The organism is Streptomyces sp. NPDC033966, assembly GCF_055575955.1.
Genome location: NZ_JBVIRQ010000004.1, coordinates 471,456 through 494,054, shown reverse-complemented (window position 1 = coordinate 494,054; position 22,599 = coordinate 471,456). Strand labels below are relative to the sequence as shown.

The following is a 22,599-nucleotide window of genomic DNA, read 5'->3' as shown; positions in this document are numbered from 1 at the left end:
CGGGCATTATCGCCAGCCGAGCGACCGCTCAGTCTCCCTGCCCGGTCCCCGGGACGAGGACCGCCAGCCGCCCGACCAGTTCCCCGAAGGGCCCGTCCGCCGGCTCGTCCGCCAGGATCCGTACGAGGATCCCCGCCATCTCCGCGTCGTACGCGGCGCTCACCGCCGCCAGCGCCGCGAAGTCGTGCACCAGCTGGAGTTCCAGCTCGGCCCGCGGGATCCGCCGCCCGTCCAGCCACAGCAGCGCGGTGGACTCGGCCAGCGACACCCAGGAGCGCACGACGAGCTCCAGCCGGGCCGGCGGGTCCTGCACGCCGATGTGCACGAGGATCTGCTCGTACGCGGCCTGCCGGACCTCGTCGATCATCGCGTTGGCCCGGCTGCTCCCGGCGGCCGGACCGCCGCGCAGCAACGCCGAGAAGCCGGGCCCGTGTTCGTCGACGAAGGCGAAGTACCGGCCCATCACCCGCAGCAGCCGGGGCCCCAGCGGGCCCTCCTGAGGCTCCACGAACCGTGCCGCCAGCTCGTCGGCGGCCCGGCGCAGCGCGGCCTCGTACAGGCTGAGCTTGCCCGGGAAGTAGTGGTAGACGAGCGGGCGGGATATCCCGGCGGCCGCCGCGATCTCGTCGATCGACACGTCGTCGGGGGAGCGGTGGCTGAACAGCTCCAGGGCCACCCCGATCAGCTGTTGCCGCCGCTCCTCGACACCCATCCTGCGCCGCACCCCGGTTGTCATGCCGACACCCTACTTCCCGGGCGGGGGTGGGCCGTACGGGTGAAGGCCCGCCGCTACAGGTCCAGTACGAGCCGGTCCGAGTCCGCGCGGGAGACGCACAGCAGCATCGAGTCCGCGCGCTCCCCGTCCGTGAGGAGCTCGTCGCGGTGGTCCACCCGGCCCGAGAGCACCCGGTGCCGGCAGGTCCCGCAGAAGCCCTGCCCGCAGGAGTACGGGGTGTCGGGCAGCACCCGGCGCACCGCCGTCAGCGCGGACTCGTCCGCCGCGACCTCCACCGCGGCGCCGGTGCGGGCGAGTTCCACCGTGAAGGGCTTCGCCTCGGCGGGGGCCGCCGCCGCGAAGCGCTCCAGCCGGACCGCGTCCGGGTCCGGGACGGCCTCGGTGACCGCCCGCATCAGGGGTTCGGGGCCGCAGCAGTAGACCAGGGTGCCCGGCCGGATCCCGGACAGGGGGGCCAGGTCGGGCAGGCCCGTCTCGTCCTCCGCGGCGACCGTCACCCGGTCCCCGTAGGCGGCGAGTTCGGGGAGGAAGGGCATCGAGGCGCGCGAGCGGCCCCCGTACAGCAGGGTCCAGTCGGCGCCGGCCGCGGTCGCCGCGCGGAGCATCGGCAGGACCGGGGTGATGCCGATGCCGCCCGCGACGAAGGCGTACGAGGCCGCGGGCTCCAGCTCGAACCGGTTGCGCGGCGGCCGCACCCGCAGCTCGGTGCCTTCCACCAGCCGTTCGTGTGCCTCGCGGGAGCCGCCGCGGCCGTCGGCGACGAGCCGGACCGCGATCGTCCAGCGCCCCGCCTCGGCCGGGTCGCCGCACAGCGAGTACTGGCGCACCAGGCCCGAGGGCAGGGTCAGGTCCACGTGCGCGCCCGGGGTCCAGGCCGGCAGCTCGTCGGACTCCAGCACGAGCCGCAGCACCCCCTCGGCCGACTCGGTGCGGGAGGTGATCCGGGCGTGCAGGGTCCGGCGCGGCGAGTACCCGGACACCGGGTTCTCCAGCGCGGGCAGCGGCCACAGGGGGGAGCGGCCGATCCGCTTGAGCAGCGCGCGCCGGGTCAGGAGGGCGGCCCCCGCCACCGCCGTGACGGCCAGGGCCCGCCTCACGGCCGCACCCCGCCGTTGGCGCCGGGCGAGGAGGCGAGGTAGGCGACCGCCTGGGCGGTGGAGCCCTCCTGGGAGGGGTGGTAGGTGCGGGAGAGGTAGGTCGGGATGGACCGCGCCATCGCCCCGGCCGAGGGCAGGACGCCCTTGCGGCCGGCCCGCAGGAACTGCCCGTAGGAGGCCTTGGCGCCGGGCCGCTGGGGGTCGTTCTCCACGAAGAAGCGGGCGCCGCGCTGCCAGAGGAAGAGCAGGGCGGCGAAGGCGCTGGCCCAGGTCCGCACCCGGCGGCGGTAGCTGCCGTCCAGGTGCATGAAGAGGTCGAAGGCCACCGAGCGGTGCTCGACCTCCTCCGCGCCGTGCCAGCGCAGCAGGTCCAGCATCATCGGGTCGGCGCCGCGCCGGTCCAGTTCCTTCGCGTTGAGCACCCAGTCGCCGAGGAAGGCGGTGTAGTGCTCGATCGCGGCGATCATCGCGACCCGCTCCATGAGCCACCACCTGCGGGCCCGGCCCGGGGGGAGGGTCCGGTCGCCGAGGAGCTTCTCGAACATCCAGTCGACCTGGGCGGTGTAGGGGGTCGGGTCCAGCCCGAGGCGCTTGAGGTGGGGGAGCACGTCGTCGTGCGCGGCGGCGTGCATCGCCTCCTGCCCGATGAAGCCGATGACGTCCGCCCGCAGCCGCTCGTCCGTGATGTGCGGGAGGGCCTGCTTGTACACGTGCACGAACCAGCGCTCACCGGCGGGCAGCAACAGGTGCAGCACGTTGATGGTGTGCCCGGCGAAGGGCTCGCCGGGCAGCCAGTGCAGCGGGGTGTCCTCCCAGGAGAAGGACACGTTGCGGGGTTCGAGGTCTATGTGTTCCGACGCCACGGGGGCGGGGGCGGGCGGCCTATTAGACATGGTGTCAATGTACTGACGGGTCACCGTCAGGAAAACCCCTCCGCCGTCGACAATTATCAGGGTCACCTCGGCCCCGCCGCGGCCCCGGGCCACCCCCTGGCCCACACGGCGGCAGGAGCCGGGCCATCGGGGTGACGGGCGTGCGGTCGCCGTGACGGGGGCTCCGTGACGGGGGATGGGAAAGCGCGAACAGCTCGCCGTCAGAAGGGGACTGTCATGCAGGAGGAACCTCCTCACCAGGCTCGCAGGGCCACTGCGTGGAGGCGGCCGACAGCGGACGGGAAGCCGCGCGGCGGTACGGGGGAGGCCGGCCTGGACGCTGCTGCGACGGAGGAGGGCTGCGATGCCGGCGGCATCGCCTTGGAGCCGGGCCGGCTGTACGCCAGAGTCGCGGGAAGGGACCGCCAGGCGCGCATCCTGAGCGCAGAGGAACTGGCCGGGTTCGGGGACCCGATGGCCGATCTCTTCCGCGCCGGTGTCTTCCCTCTCACGGTCCAGGAGCTGCTCTCGAAATTTCCCGAAAGGGATCCCCCGGCACGCCAGGTGTACCTGGTGAGCGAGGCGGGTCAAATCGCACCCGCCTCCGCGCCGGGTCTGCACCGAGACATGCGCTTCGTCATCACTGACAGGGTGCGCGAGAGGGAAGTGGACCTGCTGGTCGCCACGCAGGCGACGGGTGACCCCGGACAGGCGTTCTTGCAGGTCGTTTCCTGGGACAGCCGGAAAGAAGTCTTCAATTACTACATGCGGATCGGGCCCACCTGGTTGTGGGCAGGCAACTCCTGGGACGCGCTGGAGCCGGACTCCCGCGGAAAGAGCTGCTTCGACAGTCACGTGAACGGCAGCGTCGTGATGAAGGAGCTGAAGGAACCCTGGATGAACTGGCAGTCCCAGCGGGCGACCATCCAGGTGGACCCCGCCGATCCGCTGAGGGGCGACCCGCTCTACGGCCGCGTGGACGGTGCGGAGAAACTGGAGAAGACCGTCAAGGCGCTGGTGCGGCGGTGGACCAGGGCACGCCTGGCCAAGGTCACCGCCACCGGCGTCGTCATGTCGCCGCACCACCTGCTGCGACAGCTGCTGACGACCACCACCGTCAACCTCGCGTCCACCGACAGCCAGAGCGGGGCCGTCACCCCGACCGACCCGCCCTTGGTCCTCCCGATGGGATTCTGGTTGAACGCCGAGGCCCTCCTCGACAACCTGCCCCTGCGCGTGACTGCCGCACCGCCCCGCATGCCGGCTGACAAATACGTCGACAGCCTGGACCGATTCGGCCTGCATCTCAGAGAAGGCGACTTCCGGCAACCGGGCGACGCCTTCTTCGCCTTCGTGGTACCCGAGGCCTCATTCGAGGACAACGAAGTAATCAATCAGATGGTGAGCACTGGACTGCTTTCGGCCAAGTTCGCTGCATGTATGCTCATGGTCGATTTCCCGAACCCCGTCTTCAGCCCCTCCCGGGAACAGCTCATGAAGTACGTTCCCAGCAGTCCCACTGACGGGTCCGGTCTCGGTCAGCGGATCGCGGAATCGATCACGGAGGCCGTCAAGGAGAAGAATCTTCCCGCCGAGAGCCCGGAAGGCGAATTCGCCGCCCACTGGCGCCTTTCTGATGAGGAATGGCCGACCGGCTTCACCCGGCGCGTGGATGCCTACCTGAAAGTGGTTGCGGAGCGCATCCGGACGCAAGCCGGTTTCGACGACTACGTACGGCTCGCTGAATCCCGGCGCAGGCAGTTCCGCAGCATGAAACTTCACGAATTCTGCCTGACGACGCCGCACACCAACATCCCCGGCAATGCTCCACTCCTGGCGATGTGCGAAGACGGCACCGTCAGGGAACTCGCCCCACCGAATCAGTGAGCACGGAAGCACGCGCCCCGACCGAGGAGTCACCATGGCCACACTCGACCTGTACAACCCCCCGGGAAACCTGGCAGACCTCGATGAAGACGGCCGAAAGAAATGGCACGCAAAGATCAGTCAATTCGTTGACGAGGCCATCGAAGGGCCCGGCCCGGCCGACGGGGTGCTCCATGACGGTCCCCGGCCCCAGTTCTACAACGCGACCAAGACCGCCACATCCGACGACGCCCAGGACGTGTCGGTCAGGTGGACCGCCTTCCCCCGAGCCGTCGCGGATGCCTCCGTCTCCGACACGCAGGCCTGGGAACTCGCCGACTCCACCCGCGACGTCCAGGACGAGTACTGCGAGTGGAGCGTCAGCCGCAACGCCGAAGGGAAGATCACCCGCGTCACCTTCACCTGCGAGGGCCCGGAGTACTGGGTGTCGATCGCCGAGAACAACCGCGCCAAGCTCCTGGAGCTCTACCGGACGCACATCAGTCCTGACGTCACGGAACGAGAACTGTTTCCCGACGGTGAGACATACGACCCCCGTAATGTGTGGAACAACTCGACCAGCCGCGGCGCGATGCACCTGATCCAGAAGAGCAACACCATCGAAGCCGAGATCCAACTGGCGGCGGCAGCCACCATCCGGCGGGTGATCGACGGCAGGGAGTACACCGCCGAGGACGAACTGATCAAGTGCAGCAAATACGGCGATGCGAGCCGAAACAGCGACCCGCTCATCGGCGCGGGCGTCAACTCCCTGGCACGTCAAGGGGCCGACATCACCCTGACCGACCCGGTGGGCCTCTATCTCGGCGACCTCGCCACCGACGGCTGGGAAACACCGGACGGATCCGACCCCAAGAGTTACTGGAAGTACGTACGCGGCGACGCCGGACATCCGGTCCGCGCCGTCTACGAGGTCCCGCTCGACAAGGGGTACACCGTCGGGGACATCACCATCGGCGGCCGACGCATCGAGTACGGGGGCCAGATCGCCGAGTTCATCACCATCCAGCTGACGGCCACCGCCTGCCGCTTCGGGAAGAGCAGCGCCCAGCCGCTGACCGCATGCAGGGCAGACGCCCCGGCCCCGGCTGCGGAGCCCGCCACCTCCGCAACCGCCGGACCGCGGCACGTCGCATCCACCCGCTCCCTCCGCACGTCCCGCTGAGGCTGACCGCACCTCGGTCCGGGGGGCTTCGGCTGCTGGTGTACCCGGCCCTACCGGAGCGCCCCGGCCTTGCTGCCGTCCGTCAGCTTCCCCGACAGGTCCACCTGCGCCCCCTCCGGAGCCTTCACCGCGAGCCGGTTGCCGTTCGCGCTCCCGCTCACCCCCGCGCCCGACGCCGACAGCGAGGCGAACTGCGCGCTGCCCGCCGCCAGTACGTACCACTGCCCCGCGCGGGACTTCCAGAGCACCCCGGCCAGCACCCGCGGCTCCCGCGGCCCGCACGCCGGGGAGCCCTCCGCCTTGGCCGCCTGGGCCGCCAGCGGCGCGCCCGGGGCCAGGAACTGGGCCTGCACCCGGTCCGCCGTGCCCCGCCAGGTCTCGGCCCGGCTGCACAGCCAGGTGGCCGTCCCGTCGCCCTCGGGCAGCGGCTGCTTCGCGTACGTCCAGGCGTTGACGGAACGCACCCCGTGCGAGCGGACCGACGGCAGCAGACAAGCCGTCTTCGACCACTCGCCGAGCTCCGCCGCCTCCGTCACGTCCCGCGCGGCGCCCGGCGCGCCCGAGGTCAGCCGGACCGGGGTCAGCTCGCCCAGGTCGGTCACCAGCCGGGTGGCGCCGTCGCCGGTCAGGGACAGCGCGGTCCAGCTGGTGCATTCGCCGTTCGGGGCGGGGCCCAGCACCGGCGGGGTGACCCCGTCCGGGGTGAGCTTCAGCGCGGTCGGTTCCTCCCCGGGCTTGAGCAGGTCGCGCAGGGAGGCCCCGGTCACCCAGGGGGCCGTCAGGTAGCGGACGTTGCCGTCGACCCGGCTCAGTACGAGCGCCGTCGCCGTGTCCGCCGTCGCCCCGTCGGTCCGGGCGAAGTCGAGGGCGGCGCCCGCCGTCCCGTTGCGCGGCTCGGCGTACCGGACCACGCGCAGCCCGTCGTGCAGCAGGACCACCACGGCCTGGTCGACCGTGCCCGCGAAGAGCAGCTGGGGCGGGCCCATCGGCGGCCCCGACGGGGTGCCCGGGGTCGCCGAGACCACCACCTCCTTGCCGGGCCGGGCCCACACCGCGAGCGCCCGGCGCAGCAGCTCGGCGTCCTGCGCGCGGTCGCCGCGCGCCGGCCAGGCGGAGTAGTCCGTACGGGAGGACGTACGCCACACCGTGGGCGCCGCCCGCAGCAGCTGCGCCGGGTCCAGGGCCTGTTCGGCCGCCGCGTTGCGCGCGTACAGCGGGGCGGCGGGCCCGTCCGAGCCCCAGCCGCCGCCCGGCAGTGCCAGCAGCGCCCCGCACACCGCGAGCGCGGCCGCCGCGGCCAGCCCGGCCCGCGCGAGCCGGCGCCGCCGCAGCAGGTCGGTGGGCCGGGCCTGGAGCACGCACGGGTCGAACTCGGGGGAGGCGAACAGGCCGTCGTGCGCCGGATCCCCGGACTCCGCGACCGCCGCCGCCGGGTCGGCGACCCCGGCCTCCGCGAGCACCCGGAGCACCTCCGGCCCGTCCAGCCCCTCCAGCGCCCGCAGTACGCAGGCCGCGCGGCCCGGGCCGTTCAGGGTGGCCAGCCACTGGTCCAGCGCCAGCTCCTCGGCCCCGCCCGCGCGCGGGAACAGCCGCAGCCCCCACACCTGCGGCAGCAGCGCGGGCAGCTGCCCGCGCAGCGGGAGCGCCTTGAAGGTCAGCGGGATCCCCGCCTCCAGGGCGGAGCGCAGCACGCGCAGCCGGACGTACGCGTATCCGGACTCGGGACCGCCCAGCCCGCCGCGCTGCGCCGGGACCCCGCCCTGCACGGCCGCCGGGTCGGCGCCCCGCCGCCCGCGCGGCAGTGCCCGCTGGGTCAGCGAGTGGGCGGTGAGCACCCGCCGGTTGCGGCCGAGGGAGGGCGGCAGCACCAGGTAGGCCAGCCGCACCAGCCGCGGGTAGTGCTCGACGATGGCGGCCTCGGCCTGCTCGACGTCGGGGGGCAGGGGGCGGGTGGCGGTATCCGGCGCAGTCACGTTCAGCAGAACGAGCGAATCGTCGGATGGTCACCCGTCTTCGCTTACCCGTTCGGGCGAATTCCGGGTTTCGAGGTGTACGCGGTGGGTTGCCGGGGTTTCAGTCGGTAAGGCGCGGCGCGGCCCGGCCTGACCCGGCCCGGCCCGTCGGCGGGACCGCTCAGGCGACGAGCCTCGCGCGCAGCGCCGCCACCGTCTCCTCGGAGACGCCGAGGCCCTCGTGCACGTACTTCTCCATCGAGCCGTAGCGGACGCGGACCTCGTCCAGGCCCGCCTCCAGGTAGGAGGGGAACACCCCGATCAGCGCCAGGGCGATGTCCGGGTCCCCGCCCGCGGCGGTGAAGCCCTCGATCATGGGGGCGAAGGCCTGCTTGACCGCCGGGTTCACCGACAGGTACTCGGCCATCAGGGTGTCGTCGTCGGCGCCGAGCAGCGACAGGACGAGCGTCGCGCCCCAGCCCGTACGGTCCTTGCCGGCGGTGCAGTGGAAGAGCAGCGGGCCCGCGTCGGGGTCGGCGGCCTCGGTGAGCAGCGTGCGGTACGCCGCGTGCGCGGACCCGGTGCTGACGAAGGAGCGGTACACGGAGCCGAACAGGGCCTGGGCCTTGCCGCCGCCGAGGTGCTCCTCGGCCACCGCGGGGTCGCCGAGGAGGTCCTTGAGCTGGGTGGCGGCCGGCATGCGGTGGTCGCTCATCTTGTCGGCCAGCACGTCGCGCACCAGCAGCCGGACCCCGTCGGGTATCCGGTCGGGGTGGTCGGCCCGCTCGGCGTCACTGCGCAGGTCTATGACGGTCCGCAGTCCCAGTGCCGCCACCGCCGGGTCGGCGTCGAGGTCGAGCCGGTCGAGGGCGCCCGCGCGCAGGAGGAGGCCGGGGCGGACGGTGCGGCCGCCGGCGAGCGGGGTGCCACCGAGGTCGCGGAGGTTGGCGACGGTGGTGGAAGGGGTGGCGGTCATCGTGGCGGCTCCAGCGGTGAGGCTCGTTCGGGCGTGACGTGTCCGGGCGTGACGTGTCCGGGCGTGGCGTGTCCGGGCGTGGCGTGTCAGGGCGTGGTGCGGATGCGGGTGGCGCCCGGTACTGCTCGTTCATGTTGTTAGGTATGTGCGATTTTCCGACGGTTTGATCCGGAAAGACAATCGACGGCGACCGACAGCCCTATCCCCACGCCCAGTGCCACGAGGTGGCCGGCGTCGGTGAAGGTCCGCCCGCGCCGCAGCACCGGCTGCGCGGCGACGGCCAGCAGGCCCGCCCGGGCCGCGTTGCGCACCGCCCCGCGCGGCAGCGCCGAGGTCAGGGCGCCCAGGACGGCGTTGAACCCGTAACTCGTGCCGACGTCCAGGGCCCGACGGGTCCGCCGGTCGGCGGTGCGGCGCAGGACGCCGTAGACGAGGAGGGTCGCCGTGGTGTGCCCGAAGAGGAAGACCGCGGCCGTCCACCACGCCCCGTACGCGTACTCCGCGTAGCCCAGGACCGCGACCAGCAGCAGGGCGTACGGCAGCGGCATGGGTTCCTCGACCACGAAGGCGCTGCTCAGCAGGGTCTCCCAGCGGCCGGTGTCGAGGTTGTCGACGTTCGTCGAGCAGCCGCGCAGCACCCGCTCCCGCTCGGTCGGATCCAGCCTTTCCAGGGCGTGGGCGCCGAGCTGGACGCCGCCCGCGTAGGCCGCTCCCAGCGGCAATGACCATGACCATGGCAATGGATTCACCGGTCCATGATCGGATACGGCCCTCTTGCGGGCGGCGGCGGGCCCCGTGAGACCATGACCGGAACATGACTGAATCCCCACCCCGTGCGCCGATGCGCGGTACGCGGGCCGCGATGTTCGCGGCCGTGTGCGTGGCATTGGGTGCGGTGGGGCATTCGTACATGTCCGGGATGAATGTCCCCCTCGGCAGCCTGCTGGCCGCTTTCGCCGTGACCGGGGCCCTCGCCTGGGCCGCCGCCGGACGGCGCTGCGGACCGGCCGGGATCACCGCCGCCCTGCTCGCCGCACAAGGGGCCCTGCACCTCGCCTTCTCCGCCGGCCAGGCCTCGGGACACGGGCACCCCGCCCACGCCCCCGCGCCGGTGCCGGGCCACGTGCCCGAGCTGATGCCCGGACACCACCACGTACCCGGCATGCGGATGGACGCCCCCGCGGGCACCGCCGCGGTGGCGGACGGCATTGCGGGCACGGGCGACATGGCCGACAGCCTGGGCGGCGACATGGCCGACATGGCCGGCATGGCGGGGCACGGCGGTCTCGGGATGATCGCCGCGCACGTCCTCGCCGGGCTCTTCTGCGCCGCCTGGCTCGCCTGGGGCGAGGCCGCCGTCTTCCGGCTCGCCGGAGCCCTCGGCGCCACCGCGCTGCTCGCCGCCCGGCCGCTCGCCCGCGTACTCGCGCTGCTGCGGACCCGGCCGGCCCCCGCGCCGGCCCCGCCCGCGCACCGCCCCGCGTACGAACGCCCGCGCCGGCTGCGCGGAGCCGTACACGCCCACACCGCGGTCCGCCGCGGCCCGCCCGGGTGGCGAGACACCCACAGCACGGCCCCGAGGCCGTGTCGCCAGAGCCCCGCCGCGTACGCACACCGCGTCGCCGCGGGCCGCCGGTGCGCCCCTTCGCACGCGCACGCACCGGCCGGAGCCGCACCGGCGACACCCGTTCCGCACCCCGCGCGCGCCTGACGGCGCGCTCCCGGGCGTTGGCGGGAGCGGAACCCGGGGCCGGTCCCCCTGTTTCGCCGAACCCTAGGACCGACATGTCCCTTGACGAACTTCAGGGCGGCCCCGCGCGGGCCGCCGAAGCGGCCGAAGCGGCCGAAGCGGCCGAAACCCCGGCCAAGTCCCCCCGCCCCACCGGCACCGGCACGGGCACGGGCACGGGCTGGGCCGCACTGCGGCCGCTGCTCCTGCGCATGCACTTCTACGCGGGACTGCTGATAGCCCCGTTCCTCTTCCTCGCCGCCGCCACCGGACTGCTGTACGCCGGCTCCTGGCAGGCCGAGCGCATCCTCTACTCCCACGAGCTGACCGTCGACAGCGTCGGCGAACGCGCCGTGCCGCTCAGCACCCAGGTGAAGGCCGCGCGGGCCGCCGCCCCCGAGGGCAAGGTGCTCGGCGTGTGGCCCGCGCCCGAAGCGGACGCGACCACCCGGGTCATCATGGAGAAGCCGGGTCTCGGAGAGGGCGAGACCCTCACCGTCTTCGTCGACCCCTACACCACCGACGTGCGCGGACAGCTGACCACCTCCGGTGACGCGCTGCCGCTGCGGGCCTGGCTGAGCGAGTTCCACGCGAGCCTCCAGCTCGGGGAGTTCGGCCGCAACTACAGCGAACTCGCCGCCAGCTGGCTCTGGGTGGTCGCCCTCGGCGGCCTCGCCCTCTGGGTCGGCCGCCGCCGCGCCCGCAAGGCCGACCTCGTCCTGCCCGACCGCAAGGCCACCGGCCGCCGCAAGACCCTCTCCTGGCACGGCACCGTCGGCCTGTGGGCCACCGTCGGGCTCGTCGGCCTCTCCGCGACCGGCCTGACCTGGTCGAACTACGCCGGCGAGAACATCGGCCGGCTCCAGGACCAGCTCGGCGGAGCCACCCCCTCCGTCTCCGCCAAGCTGAAGCCCGGCGCGGGCGCGGCAGCGGGCGCGGGCGCCGACGGCGGCGACGAGCACGCGGGGCACGTCATGACCGACGGCATGGAGATGCCCCCGCCGGCCCCCGTCACCGACATCGGCATCGACAAGGCGGTGGACGCCGCCCGGGCCGCCGGAGTCACCGAGAGCCTGCGCGTCACCCTGCCCGCCAAGGGCAAGGGCTACGTCGTCAAGGAGAACGACAAGACGCTGCCGGTGCACCTGGACTCCGTCGCGGTCGACCCCGCTGACGGCCGGGTCATGGACACGCTGCGCTTCGCCGACTACCCGCTGCTGGCCCAGCTGACCCGCTTCGGCATCGACCTGCACATGGGCCTGACCTTCGGCCTCGCCAACCAGATCGCGCTGGCCGCCCTCGCCGTCGCGGTGATGTTCCTCGTCGTCTGGGGCTACCGGATGTGGTGGATGCGCCGCCCCACCAAGGAGGACCGCCGCTCGGTCGGCCGTGCCCAGCCGCGCGGCGCCTGGCGCAAGCTGCCGGTGACCGTACTGCTGCCCTTCGCCTGCGCGACGGCGGTCGTCGGCTGGTTCGTCCCGCTGCTGGGGATCAGCCTGGTGGCCTTCCTCGTGATCGACCTCGCCGTCGGCCTCGCCGCGCGCCGTCGGGGGGCGAAGGCCGCCGCGTGACGGAGGCCTGAACGGCGGTGGGCCCGTACGCGTGCGAACGCGTACGGGCCCACCGTCATGCCGGGCTTCAGGGCGCGTACTTGTACCCCACGCGGCGGACGGTCTGGATCGCGCCGCGGTGCGCCGCGCCCAGCTTGCGGCGCAGCCGGGCGATGTGGACGTCGACGGTCCGGCCGTCGCCGACGTGCCCGTAGCCCCAGACCGTGGTGACCAGCTGGTCCCGGCTGTGCACCCGGTGAGGGTGGGCCACCAGGTGGGCGAGCAGCTCGAACTCCAGGTAGGTCAGGTCCAGCTGTTCGCCGTCGACCTCGGCCGTGCGCTGCGCGGAGTCGATCCGCACGAGCGCGTCTCCGGTGGTCGTCGACGGCTCGGACGCAGGCTGGGCGTGCGGGACCGGCCCGGCGACGGGCACGGACATGGGAACGGACTGCGGGGCGAAGGCGATCTGCTGCTGGTCGGCCGGTACGAGGACCAGGTAGCCGACCATCGGGGGCTGGCCCGGCAGTGTGGGAACGGCGTGCTGGGGCGCGGGCAGCCAGGTGGCGCCCGGCGGGAGCAGGTCCACCACCCGGGCCACCTCGTCCCGGTCCACGGCGCGCAGCCGGTGGCGGGGACTGGGCGGGAAGGGCAGGGGGGCGGAGGTCGCAGCGGAGGCGGCAGAAGCGAAGGAACGGGTGTTCGTCATGAGTGGTCAGCTCTTTCACGCGGAGTGATCGGCAGAAGACGTACGTGTGCATGTGCGAGAGCACGTAGTCGTTGCGTACCGCGCAGACCGAAGGCCCCGGGGCGGGTCTGGTGAGAGGGTCCCGGAGGCTTTAGAGGGCCGGCGCGTTCTCGGCGCGGCAACACACCCGGTCGAAGTCGTGATCCTGACGGGACGGCCAGAACGGCTCGAGGTCGCTGCGACCTGTCGGGAAGTACGAATGGCTGGCCATGCGCGCCATTGAAGCAGAAACACGGGGCCCGGGGCAGGATGCGTCTCACCTGATGGAGCGGAATCTCATATTCCGTCGTTACGTCGTCGTCGGGCCGTCACAATCCCGACATACCGTCAGCCCGAAAGTCGCTTCCGCCAGTCCAGCCCCGTCACGCGTATCGCATCGTGGGCCGATCCGTCCCACGTCCACGACAGCCCCACGCCGTCCAGCGCCGCGACGACCTCCCGCCCCACGGAGGCGGTCAGCTCCTCGCCGGACTCGAAGCCCCCGTAGAGGAGGTACAGGTCCCCGCCGTCGGCCGCCCCCTCCGTGCACTGGGAGTGGAAGAAGACGAAGCCGCGCGCGTCCTCCTCGCCTTCGGCATGGATCTCGCCGAGGCCGCAGGTACGGCAGCAGGTGAAGTTCTCCCGCGCGGTGATCCCGCTCGCGTCGAGCGCCCCGAACGCCCGGGCCAGCCGCTCCGGGTCGGTCTCGCCCACCCAGCCGGCCTGCTCCGCGACCCGCTCCCGCCACAGCCGGTCCACCAGGTCCGCCGCCTGCGCCCGGGACACCGGCCGGTCGTCGCCGGACACCAGGTACTCCTCGGCGTTCTCCGTCAGCACCGCCCGGTCGTCGTACCCGCAGCGCAGCCAGCCCCGCACGGCCCCGGTCAGCTCCTCCTCCACCCCCGGGTCCAGCGGAGCCACCTCCTCGACCGGAAAGTCCAGCCGCTCCCAGGCCGGCCCGCGGTCCCAGTCCTTCTCCCGGGCCGCCCAGCGGAGCATCACCTCCACCACCTCCTCCGCGCTGTCCACGAACGCCTGGAAGTGCCGGTCGGGCGCGCCCGACCGGTGCTCCAACTGGTAGTCACCGCCGGTCTCGTGCCAGACCTGCACGTAGACGTCGGGGTCGTCCGGGACCCGGTTCACGACGAGGAACCGGTCGCCGTCCCCGCCTATCCCCGCCACGAGCGCGGACAGCGGCTCGCGGCTCCCGGGGCCGGAGAGGTCGTGGTGGCGGCCGGGTTCGGTGTGGACCCTGACCGGGTGGATCGCGTCGTCGGCGTGCCCGGTGTCTCCGGTGTGCTCGGTGTTCATGAGGACACGGTGACAGGCGCCACTGACAACGGCGGCGCCCGCCTCCGGGAGGGGAGGCGGGCGCCGCCGGCACCGCTGTCGTGTGCGGCCGGTTCAGGGGTGGTCCGTTCGGGGGTGGCCGGTCAGACCAGGCCGTCCTTCTCCAGGCCCGTGCAGCAGGTGTCCGTGATCAGGCGGGTCACCACGTACGGGTCCACGTTCGCGTTCGGGCGGCGGTCCTCGATGTAGCCCTTGCCGTCCTTCTCCACCTGCCACGGGATGCGGACCGACGCGCCGCGGTCCGAGACGCCGTAGCTGAACTCGTTCCACGGGGCCGTCTCGTGCAGACCCGTCAGGCGCTCGTCGATGCCCGCGCCGTAGTTCTTGACGTGGTCCAGGGGCTTGCTGCCCTCGCCCAGCGCCTCGCACGCCGAGATGATCGCGCGGTAGTCCTCGCGCATCGCCTTCGTGGAGAAGTTGGTGTGCGCGCCCGCGCCGTTCCAGTCGCCCTTCACCGGCTTCGGGTTCAGCGTCGCCGACACGTTGAAGTCCTCGGCCGTGCGGTACAGCAGCCAGCGCGCGATCCACAGCTGGTCGGAGACCTCCAGCGGGCCCAGCGGGCCGACCTGGAACTCCCACTGGCCGGGCATGACCTCGGCGTTGATGCCGGAGATCTCCAGGCCGGCGGCGAGGCAGTGGTCCAGGTGCTTCTCGACGATGTCGCGGCCGAAGATCTCGTCCGCGCCGACACCGCAGTAGTAGCCGCCCTGCGCCGCCGGGAAGCCGCCCACCGGGAAGCCGAGCGGGCGGGTGCCGTCGAAGAAGGTGTACTCCTGCTCGATGCCGAAGATGGCCTCCTGCGAGGCGAACTTCTCCGCGACCGGACGCAGCAGCGCGCGGGTGTTCGACTCGTGCGGGGTCATGTCGATGTTGAGGACCTCGCACAGGACGAGGATGTCGTTCCCGCCGCGGATCGGGTCCGGGCAGGAGAACACCGGCTGGAGGACCCGGTCCGAGGCGTGGCCCTCGGCCTGGTTCGTGCTCGAACCGTCGAAGCCCCAGACCGGCAGCTCCGCCCCGTCCGCGAGGATCTTCGTCTTGGAGCGGAGCTTCGCCGTCGGCTCGGTGCCGTCGATCCAGATGTACTCAGCCTTGTAGCTCACGGGGCCATCCTGACTCTGCGGGTGCTGACTCTGCGGGCGCTGCGGGACGCTGCGGTGTTGACCGCAGCGTGCCCCGTGGCGATTTCTCATCCGTTGCCCATGTGTGAACCCCGTGTTACCGGGGTTTACGCCGCAGGTCGGGTGGCTTGATCGAGTCGGTCACCGTACATCCGTCCGGGTGCGGCACACTGAGCAGGTGAGCATTTCGTACGATTTGAACTCTGCCGGAGACGGTCCGGGCGACCGCCCCCACCGTCCCCGCCCCCGCGTCGGCCTGCTCGGCACCGGCCCCTGGGCCCGCCGCACCCACGCCCCCGCCCTCGCCGCGCACACCGGCTCCGAGTTCGCCGGAGTCTGGGGCCGGCGCCCCGAAGCCGCGGCCGAGCTCGCCGACGCGTACGGGGTGAAGGTGTACGAAGACCCCGACGCGCTGTTCGCCGACTGCGACGTCGCGGCCTTCGCCCTGCCGCCCGACGTCCAGGCCCCGCTCGCCGTGCGCGCGGCAGCCGCCGGCTGCCACCTGCTGCTCGACAAGCCCGTCGCCACGACCGTGGAGGACGCCCGTGCCGTCGCCGACGCCGCCGCGGCCCACGGCGTCGCCTCCGTCGTCTTCCTGACGCTGCGCTTCGCCGAGCCCACCGCCGGGTGGGTCCGCGAACAGGCCGGGCGCTCCGGGTGGTTCACCGCCTCCGCGCACTGGCTCGGCGCCGTCTTCCCGCCCGACGGCGAGCCCAGCGCGTACGCCGACTCGCCCTGGCGCAAGGCCAGGGGCGGCCTGTGGGACGTCGGCCCGCACGCCCTGTCCGTCCTGATCCCGGTGCTCGGCGAGGTCACCGCCGTCTCCGCCACCAGGGGCCCGTCCGACGTGGTCCAGCTGGCCCTGCGGCACGCCTCCGGGGCCGCCAGCACCGCCGTGCTCAGCCTGGGCGCGCCGAGGGCGGCCGCCGGGGTGGGGCTGGAACTGCGGGGGGCCGAGGGCGTCTTCGCGCTGCCGGACTGGAGCGACGTACCGGGCGCCTACGGGCGCGCCCTGGACGCGCTGCTCGACGCCGCCCGGACCGGGGTGGCGGATCCGCGCGGGGCGGAGTTCGGGGCCCGGCTGACGGAGATCCTGGCGGAGGCGGAGGGGCAGCTGGCTACTTGATGAGGGCGTTGGCGACGATGATCGCCAGCCCGATCGCGCCGTCGGCCAGGCCGATGAGCAGCGCCGAGGTGATCCGGTAGCCGACCCGCAGCGCCACGAAGGCCCCCCAGGCGAACAGCAGCGCGGTGTTCAGGCCGAGCCCGACCGCCGTCACCCCGTACGGCTCCCAGTGCGCGATCTCGGCGAGCAGGAGCAGGAGGAGGGTGGGGAGGGTGGCCGCGACCATCGGCCACTCGTTCCACAGGGCCCGGGCCAGCCACCGCCACCGGTGCGTGGCGGAGCCGGCCCGGTGGTCGGCCATGTGGTGCGAGTACCCGTGTGCGAGGGCACCGGTGGCGGCGGTGACCAGGATCCAGGCGGCGTCGGCGAGCGGGGTGTACTCCCCGCCCCGCTCGTCCAGCGCGGCCAACAGCGCACTGGCCAGCACGGTCCCGTACACCCCGCCGAACATCCAGTCGGCCCCCCGGCGGGGCGGGGTGGCGTGCTGGGGGGTCGGGGTGTCGGCCGGGGTGGGCTGCTCGGTCACAACGGCGGTCCTTTGGTGCGGTTTGGGTGCATTTACTCCTCGGGTCACCCTAGTGGGGAGGGGCGTGGGGCCGGTGTGAAGGCGGGCGGGGGTGGGGGTGGGGTGCGGGGTCCCCTCGGGCGGTCTCACAGCCGGTTTGGGGGTTTCCCGTCAGTCCCATCGTCCTTCCGTGTCGGGCCGGCCCGTCAAGGGCGCTCCCTTCGGTCGCGTCACTTCGTGATCGCCTTCGGCGACCCTTGACAGGCCGTCCCGCCCCGGAAAGCCGAAAGACTGCCGGGAAGCCCCCAAATGAACGGTCACCGGGCAGGGGGAGGGGAGCGGGTCCCTCAGGGACGAGGCGAGGGGTCGCGCCTTGGCCGGCCGGGCGTCCGGGCCCTTGATCCCTGGTCCCGGGCCGGGGGTGCGACTAGGCGCACGAGAGGTTGATCAGAGCGACCTCCGGAGCCCCCGGACGCAGCAAATCGCTACGCGCTCCTGTCGTCTCAGCGTCTGGCGACCGCCCGGGGCTGATACCCGCACCAGAGAGTGATCAGAGCAGCTCAGGGAGCGGACAGGCGCGTGAGATCGCTACGCGCTCCTCGGATTTCGGCGGCCGACGGCCGTCTCGGGCTGGTATCCGCGCAGAAGGAGGGAGTGGGTACCTTGATCCACACAGCTGATCGATTTCTGAAGAAAGCCTCATCGTGAGCGATTCGCGCCCCCACATCCTCTTTTCGTTTGGCACGCTGATGGACCCGAAGGTCCAGACGGCCCTCTTCGGCCAGGTCGTGCCCAGTCGTCCCGCGTCGCTGGCCGGGTACGCGACCAGGTCGCTGAAGATCACCGATCCGGACGTGATCGCCGCGAGTGGTCTCGACGTACACCTGATCCTGGAACGCAGGATCGGCAGCGTGGTCGAGGGCGTCGTCCTTGAGCTGACGGATGAGCAGCTGGCTGCGGCTGATGACTACGAGGTTGACGACTACGCGCGACGACGGGTGGTCCTCTCCTCCGGGGAGAGCGCCTGGGCCTACCTGGACGCCAAGCCGCTCCGGCCGGCGGCGCGGATCGTGATCGTGGGCGACAGCATCGCCTACGGGCGTTGCGACCCGCAGGGTGGCTGGGCCGCCCGCCTGGCGACCTCTCACATAGCCGAGAACGAGGCGGCGCACCGGGTCTTCAACCTCGCCATCCCGGGCAGCACCCTGGCCGCCGTCAGCGACCAGACGCCCTCCCTGTTGGCTCCTCGCTTGCCCGACACCATCCTTCTGGCCGCCGGGATCAACGACTCCGCCGTGCCCCTCGCGACCCCGGACGTCGATGGGCTCGCGGACATCACGGCCGGTCTGGACGCGCTGGCGACCACAGCCCACGCGCACAACGCGCGCCTCGTGGTCCTGGGCCCCATCTGGCTGGACGAGGAGCGCACCGGCGACTACGAGGGCCTGTGCTTCACCCAGGAGCGGGCGCTGTCCCTCCGGCAGTCCCTGCGAGCCTGGTGCGAGGAGAACCACGTCGACTTCGTCGACATGTGGGAGCCGCTCAGGAAGCGGGCGGATCTCCTCACCGACGGCATCCACCCCACCACCGGAGGCCACCAGGTGCTCTACGAGTACCTCATCAACCGTGCCGCCTGACTAGCCCCGGACGGCCGCCGGCCCGCCGAGACGAGAGGAGCGCGTAGCGATCTGCTGCGCCCGTCGGCTCCCCAGGCCGCTCTGTTCACCCTCTGGTGCGGGTATCAGCCCAAGGCGGTCGCCGGACGCCGAGACGACAGGAGCGCGTAGCGATCTGGCGCGCCCCTGCGCTTCCCACACTGCTCTGATCACTCTCTGGTGCGGGTATCAGCCCCGGGCGGTCGTCGGACGCTGAGACGACAGGAGCGCGTAGCGATTTGCTGCGTCCGGGGGCTCCGGAGGTCGCTCTGATCAGCCTCTCGTGCGCATAGCCGCGCCCCCGGCCCGGAATCCCGACTTCTGAGGGCCCGGATGCCCGGCCGGCCAACGCCCGGCCCCTCGCCTCGTCGCTGACGGACCCGCCCCTCCTCTCCTGCCCCGTGACCGTTCTTTTGGGGGCTTCCCGTCAGTCTTTCGGCTTTCCGGGGCGGGACGGGCTGTCAAGGGTCGCCGAAGGCGATCACGAAGTGACGCGACCGAAGGGAGCGCCCTTGACGGGCCGGCACGACACGGAAGGACGATGGGACTGACGGGAAACCCCCGAACCGGCTCTGATCCGGTCCGGGGTCAGCCGCCCGCCGTGATCCCGTCCAGGAAGGTGTCCCAGGTGGTGGGGGCCACCGCCGGCTCAGGGCCGCCCGTCACCTTTCTTGGCGGAGTGCGCCCTCAGGGGGTGAACGCCGCCCTCGCGGCCGTCAGGAACGCGCGGATCGTCTCCCGCTCGGCGGGGGAGAGGGGGGTCAGGGCCTCCAGGACGCCGTTCAGCATCGGGCCGAAGAAGGCCCGGCCGAGCTCGATCGCCGCCGGGGTGACGCGTACCAGCACGCGGCGGCGATCACCCAGGTCGCGGACGCGTTCCACGTGGCCCAGGCGCTCCAGGCGGTCCACCACCGCTGTGGTGCCGGCCGAGTTGAGCCCGAGGCGGGTGCCCAGGAGGCCCGGGGTGGCGGGCTCGGCGGCTCGGGCCGCGTCCAGCAGGCAGATCAGGGCCCGTACGTCGGTGGGGTGCATGCCGTTGGCGGCGGCGAACTCCGCCTGGCGGAGACCGAATTCGACGGTCACCGCGCGCAGCAGGTGCACCAGTTCCAGGTTGTCGTCCATGCCGTCCTTGTCGCCCACCGTGCCTCCGCCTAATATCTCTCGCTGAGCGAGATTATCGCCCATCGAGGGATCGGAGCAGGCCATGTCCCGTACGCCCTTCCGCGCCGCCTACGACGAGGCCCTCGCCCGGTGGCCCGGCCCCGTCGAGGCCGTCGACGTGCCCACCCCCTACGGGGTCACCCGCGTGAACAGCTGTGGGCCCGCCGGCGCCCCGCCGCTGGTGCTGCTGCCCGGTGGCGGGGCCACCTCCACCGCGTGGGGGGCCTGCGTCGCGGCCGGGCTGGGCCGGAGCCGGCGGGTGTACGCCGTCGACCTGGTGGGGGAACCCGGGCTCAGTGTTCCGGCGCCCGGGCGTGCGCTGCGCCGCGTCGGGGACCTCACCGCCTGGTTCGACGCGCTGCTCGGCGGCCTCGGCGGCCTCGGCGGCGGGCCCGTGACGCTGGCCGGGCATTCCTACGGGGCCTGGATCGCCGCCCACGCCGCCGCGCGGCGGCCCGACCGGATCGACCGGCTCGTCCTGCTCGACCCGACCCGGGTCTTCGCCGGGCTGCGTCCCGGCTACGTGCTGCGGGCGCTGCCCATGCTGGTGCGGCCCACCCCGGCGCGGATCCGGTCCTTCCTGGCCTGGGAGGCCGGCGGGGCGGCGCTCGACCCCGCCTGGACGCGGGTCCAGGAGGAGGCGGCCGCCTTCCCCACCGTGCGGCCGGTCACCGGCCCGCGCCCCGACCTGGCCGGGCTCGGGGAGCTGCCGGTGGAGGTCCTCTTCGCCGGGCGGGCCCGCTGCCACGACGCCCGCCGGGCCGCCGACGCCGCGCGCCGGGCGCTGCCGGCCGCGCGGGTCGGCGTACTCCCCGGCGTCTCGCACCACGCGCTGCCGCTGACGGCAGCCCAGGAGGTCGCCCGGCTCCTGGACGTCAGCCGGCGTTCGGCTTCGGGCCCTTCATGACCTTGCTGAGGGCCTCCAGGCCCTGTTCCTTCATTCCGCGGACGTAGTCCCAGCCGTTGTGGTCGCCGCCCTTGATCTCGTAGAGGTCGATCTTGACGGGGCCCTTGCCGTTCTCGCGCTGGAACTTCTCCAGCCGTTCCCGGCCGCCCTCCTTCGTCCCGTACTGGAAGTTGACGTACACCTCCGGCCCCTTCGACTGGATCAGCTTCTGGGCCAGCTTGGCGGGGTCGTTCGCGTCCATCTCCGCCTTGTTGTTCTTCCACAGGGGGGAGTCGGGGGCCGTCTCGCCGCCGTTCGCGATCACGCCGCGGAACTTCTCCGGGTGCTGCATGACCTGCTTGAGGCCCACGAAGGCGCCGGAGGAGTTGCCCATGATGGCCCAGCCGTCGCGGGACTTGTACGTACGGAAGTTAGCCTTGGCCAGGTCGGGGACGTCCTCGGCGATCCAGGTGCCCATTTTCGGCTGCCCGGGTATGTCGGAGCCGTCGTAGTAGTTCTTGTTGTCGGGGTTGAGGAGCGGCATGACCAGGATGAAGGGCAGGCCCGTGCCCTTGGCGGAGGCCTCCGCTATCGCCTTCTGGAGGCCGATGTTGGGCATGGTCGCCCAGTAGTTGTCGGGGTAGCCGTTGCCGCCGGGCAGGGCGATCATCACGGGGAAGGCGCTGTTGGCGTACTTCGGTTCGTCGTACTCCTTGGGCGTCCACACCCAGACGTCGCCCTCGAAGCCGGACTTGGCGCCCTTGAGGCGGGTCTTGGATATTCGGGTGCCGTCGTCGAGCTTGGTCGTCTGCTTGAACTGTGCGGCGGGGCCGGCCGGCAGCGATACGTCCGGGTCGGGTCCGGTCGCGGCTGCGCCGCCGGAGGCGGCCTCCTTGGCGGGCGGCTTCGGCTTGGCGAAGGTGACGTCCTCGCCGTTGCCGTCGAACCAGTCCGTCCCCCAGTACGCCCAGCCGCCTCCGCCGGCGAGCAGCGCGGCGATCACGGCCGCGCCGACCCAGATCTTGGCCCTGGAGCGCTTCGGGCGGCGCGGGCCGAACGGCGGCTGACCGCAGTGCACGCAGAGCTCCTGGGTGCCGGGGCCGGTGCCGGGACCGTGGCCCATGGGAGGGTGCCCGTACGACTGCTGCCCGTACGGCGATGTCTGCGGGTACTGCTGCTGCAACGAACTTCACTCCGAGCGGTCGGGGCTGCCCAGGCGGGCGAGCGGCGGTATCTCCCTGTCAGTCCTGATGGGAGAACGTACCGTCCGGTTGCAGAACAGGCAGAATTTGCCGGATTTGTTCAGTTCTGGGTGCTCATCCGTGGCCGGTGCCGGAGCGGGAGAGGGCGTCACGGACGGCCTCCTCCGAGCGGGCGACCACCGCCGTGCCGTCCTCGGCGGTGATGATCGGGCGCTGGATCAGCTTCGGGTGGGCGGCGAGGTGGGCGATCCAGCGGGCCCGCGCCTCGTCGGTCTCCTCGCGCGGCAGGTCCCGTACGCCGGTCTCCTTCGCGAGGGCGTCGGACGTGCGCGTGATGTCCCACGGCTCCAGTCCGAGGCGGACCAGCACCTCGCGGATCTCCTCCTCGGAGGGCACGTCCTCCAAGTAGCGGCGCACCGTGTAGTCGGCGCCCTCCGCGTCCAGCAGGGTCAGCGCGCTCCGGCACTTCGAACAGGCGGGATTGATCCAGATCTCCATGCCCGCAAGGGTAGTCAGACTCCGTCCGGCCAGCGCTTTTGTCAGTGCCCCCCGGTAAAATCGAAGGAGAACGACAGGAAGCCAACTACCGTTTGGGAGGCTGTAGATGGCCGCTGCCGCGATCATTTCGATGCCCAAGAAGAAGCCGCTGCCGGCGGGCCTGCCCCGCGAGTGGTACGAGAACCACAACCGCCGTCTGAAGGCGATGAGGCTCGCGATCTCCCTGCTCGACTCGGGGACGTACGACGCCAAGCGCGCGACCAACCGCAAGATACGCACGATGGCGGTCCGGGTGGGGATCCGCCGTCCGTCGAACGTCACCTGCCGGATGGTCCGGGCCTTCATCGTGGCCAACGGCGGCTGAGGCACGGGCCGGCCGGACGCACGGTGCGCCGGCCGGCCGCCGC

21 protein-coding genes are annotated in these 22,599 nt (G+C 72.4%); 8 read left to right on the top strand and 13 right to left on the bottom strand.

What is annotated here, in order from left to right:
• Positions 1-28: 28 nt before the first annotated feature.
• The 3 genes from ACZ518_RS14540 to ACZ518_RS14530 are packed head-to-tail and all read right to left on the bottom strand — an operon-like array spanning position 29 to position 2,726.
• The gene (locus tag ACZ518_RS14540; protein WP_469113355.1) at positions 29-736 is read right to left on the bottom strand and encodes a TetR/AcrR family transcriptional regulator; all 708 of its coding nucleotides are present in this window, start codon (positions 734-736) and stop codon (positions 29-31) included.
• Between the two features lie 53 nt (positions 737-789).
• Positions 790-1,833, bottom strand: coding sequence for a PDR/VanB family oxidoreductase (locus tag ACZ518_RS14535; protein ID WP_469113354.1), 1,044 nt, complete (start codon positions 1,831-1,833; stop codon positions 790-792).
• On the bottom strand, positions 1,830-2,726 hold the full coding sequence (locus ACZ518_RS14530) for a metal-dependent hydrolase (protein ID WP_469113353.1): 897 nt from the start codon (positions 2,724-2,726) through the stop codon (positions 1,830-1,832). Before ACZ518_RS14530 ends, ACZ518_RS14535 begins: the two co-directional genes overlap by 4 nt.
• A gap of 216 nt (positions 2,727-2,942) precedes the next feature.
• Between ACZ518_RS14530 and ACZ518_RS14525 the strand changes: the two genes are divergently transcribed.
• Together ACZ518_RS14525 and ACZ518_RS14520 are read left to right on the top strand one after the other, a co-directional pair.
• Positions 2,943-4,592 carry a hypothetical protein gene (locus ACZ518_RS14525; protein ID WP_469113352.1) on the top strand — a complete coding sequence of 550 codons (1,650 nt, stop codon included), beginning with the start codon at positions 2,943-2,945 and terminating at the stop codon, positions 4,590-4,592.
• Positions 4,593-4,626: 34 nt separating this feature from the next.
• Positions 4,627-5,757 carry a hypothetical protein gene (locus ACZ518_RS14520; protein ID WP_469113351.1) on the top strand — a complete coding sequence of 377 codons (1,131 nt, stop codon included), beginning with the start codon at positions 4,627-4,629 and terminating at the stop codon, positions 5,755-5,757.
• A 50-nt stretch (positions 5,758-5,807) separates the two neighbouring features.
• Here ACZ518_RS14520 and ACZ518_RS14515 read toward each other — a convergent pair whose 3' ends face one another.
• From ACZ518_RS14515 to ACZ518_RS14505, 3 genes are all read right to left on the bottom strand, one after another.
• A complete protein-coding gene (locus ACZ518_RS14515) occupies positions 5,808-7,730 on the bottom strand; it encodes a hypothetical protein (RefSeq protein WP_469113350.1) in 1,923 nt (640 codons plus the stop codon).
• Between the two features lie 160 nt (positions 7,731-7,890).
• Positions 7,891-8,685 carry a tyrosine-protein phosphatase gene (locus tag ACZ518_RS14510; RefSeq protein WP_469113349.1) on the bottom strand — a complete coding sequence of 265 codons (795 nt, stop codon included), beginning with the start codon at positions 8,683-8,685 and terminating at the stop codon, positions 7,891-7,893.
• Between the two features lie 137 nt (positions 8,686-8,822).
• Entirely contained in the window at positions 8,823-9,407 is a 585-nt protein-coding gene (locus ACZ518_RS14505; protein ID WP_469113348.1) for a rhomboid-like protein, read from the bottom strand.
• A 92-nt stretch (positions 9,408-9,499) separates the two neighbouring features.
• On the opposite strand from ACZ518_RS14505, the gene ACZ518_RS14500 reads away from it, so the two are divergent.
• Together ACZ518_RS14500 and ACZ518_RS14495 are read left to right on the top strand one after the other, a co-directional pair.
• Complete coding sequence (locus ACZ518_RS14500) at positions 9,500-10,396, top strand: hypothetical protein (protein ID WP_469113347.1); 897 nt, start codon at positions 9,500-9,502, stop codon at positions 10,394-10,396.
• 74 nt (positions 10,397-10,470) lie between these two features.
• Positions 10,471-11,985, top strand: a complete 1,515-nt coding sequence (locus ACZ518_RS14495) for a PepSY-associated TM helix domain-containing protein (protein WP_469113346.1) — start codon at positions 10,471-10,473, stop codon at positions 11,983-11,985.
• 67 nt (positions 11,986-12,052) lie between these two features.
• On the opposite strand, the gene ACZ518_RS14490 is transcribed toward ACZ518_RS14495, so the two are convergent.
• From ACZ518_RS14490 to glnII, 3 genes are all read right to left on the bottom strand, one after another.
• Positions 12,053-12,670, bottom strand: a complete 618-nt coding sequence (locus ACZ518_RS14490) for a winged helix-turn-helix domain-containing protein (protein ID WP_469113345.1) — start codon at positions 12,668-12,670, stop codon at positions 12,053-12,055.
• Between the two features lie 366 nt (positions 12,671-13,036).
• Positions 13,037-13,999 carry a DUF6891 domain-containing protein gene (locus tag ACZ518_RS14485; RefSeq protein ID WP_469113344.1) on the bottom strand — a complete coding sequence of 321 codons (963 nt, stop codon included), beginning with the start codon at positions 13,997-13,999 and terminating at the stop codon, positions 13,037-13,039.
• 122 nt (positions 14,000-14,121) lie between these two features.
• Positions 14,122-15,141 (bottom strand): glutamine synthetase, encoded by a 1,020-nt coding sequence (gene glnII, locus ACZ518_RS14480; RefSeq protein WP_469113343.1) that lies wholly within the window; start codon positions 15,139-15,141, stop codon positions 14,122-14,124.
• Positions 15,142-15,355: 214 nt separating this feature from the next.
• Here glnII and ACZ518_RS14475 point away from each other — a divergent pair, with 214 nt between their 5' ends.
• Positions 15,356-16,285 (top strand): Gfo/Idh/MocA family protein, encoded by a 930-nt coding sequence (locus ACZ518_RS14475; RefSeq protein WP_469113486.1) that lies wholly within the window; start codon positions 15,356-15,358, stop codon positions 16,283-16,285.
• Here ACZ518_RS14475 and ACZ518_RS14470 read toward each other — a convergent pair.
• Positions 16,278-16,811 carry a hypothetical protein gene (locus ACZ518_RS14470; protein ID WP_469113342.1) on the bottom strand — a complete coding sequence of 178 codons (534 nt, stop codon included), beginning with the start codon at positions 16,809-16,811 and terminating at the stop codon, positions 16,278-16,280. The two genes, ACZ518_RS14475 and ACZ518_RS14470, sit on opposite strands and share 8 nt — an antisense overlap.
• 683 nt (positions 16,812-17,494) lie before the next feature.
• Between ACZ518_RS14470 and ACZ518_RS14465 the strand changes: the two genes are divergently transcribed.
• Positions 17,495-18,427 carry a GDSL-type esterase/lipase family protein gene (locus ACZ518_RS14465; RefSeq protein WP_469113341.1) on the top strand — a complete coding sequence of 311 codons (933 nt, stop codon included), beginning with the start codon at positions 17,495-17,497 and terminating at the stop codon, positions 18,425-18,427.
• Between the two features lie 705 nt (positions 18,428-19,132).
• Here the strand turns inward: ACZ518_RS14465 and ACZ518_RS14460 are convergent.
• Positions 19,133-19,630: a MarR family winged helix-turn-helix transcriptional regulator gene (locus ACZ518_RS14460; protein WP_469113340.1), complete on the bottom strand. Its 498-nt coding sequence runs from the start codon at positions 19,628-19,630 to the stop codon at positions 19,133-19,135.
• Positions 19,631-19,649: 19 nt separating this feature from the next.
• Between ACZ518_RS14460 and ACZ518_RS14455 the strand changes: the two genes are divergently transcribed.
• Entirely contained in the window at positions 19,650-20,513 is an 864-nt protein-coding gene (locus tag ACZ518_RS14455; RefSeq protein ID WP_469113339.1) for an alpha/beta fold hydrolase, read from the top strand.
• Here the strand turns inward: ACZ518_RS14455 and ACZ518_RS14450 are convergent.
• Both ACZ518_RS14450 and ACZ518_RS14445 read right to left on the bottom strand, forming a co-directional pair.
• Positions 20,482-21,675, bottom strand: coding sequence for an alpha/beta hydrolase (locus ACZ518_RS14450; RefSeq protein WP_469113338.1), 1,194 nt, complete (start codon positions 21,673-21,675; stop codon positions 20,482-20,484). The two genes, ACZ518_RS14455 and ACZ518_RS14450, sit on opposite strands and share 32 nt — an antisense overlap.
• 133 nt (positions 21,676-21,808) lie before the next feature.
• A complete protein-coding gene (locus ACZ518_RS14445; protein WP_469113337.1) occupies positions 21,809-22,192 on the bottom strand; it encodes an ArsC/Spx/MgsR family protein in 384 nt (127 codons plus the stop codon).
• 106 nt (positions 22,193-22,298) lie between these two features.
• On the opposite strand from ACZ518_RS14445, the gene ACZ518_RS14440 reads away from it, so the two are divergent.
• Positions 22,299-22,556 (top strand): hypothetical protein, encoded by a 258-nt coding sequence (locus ACZ518_RS14440; protein ID WP_469113336.1) that lies wholly within the window; start codon positions 22,299-22,301, stop codon positions 22,554-22,556.
• The last annotated feature ends 43 nt before the right edge of the window (positions 22,557-22,599 follow it).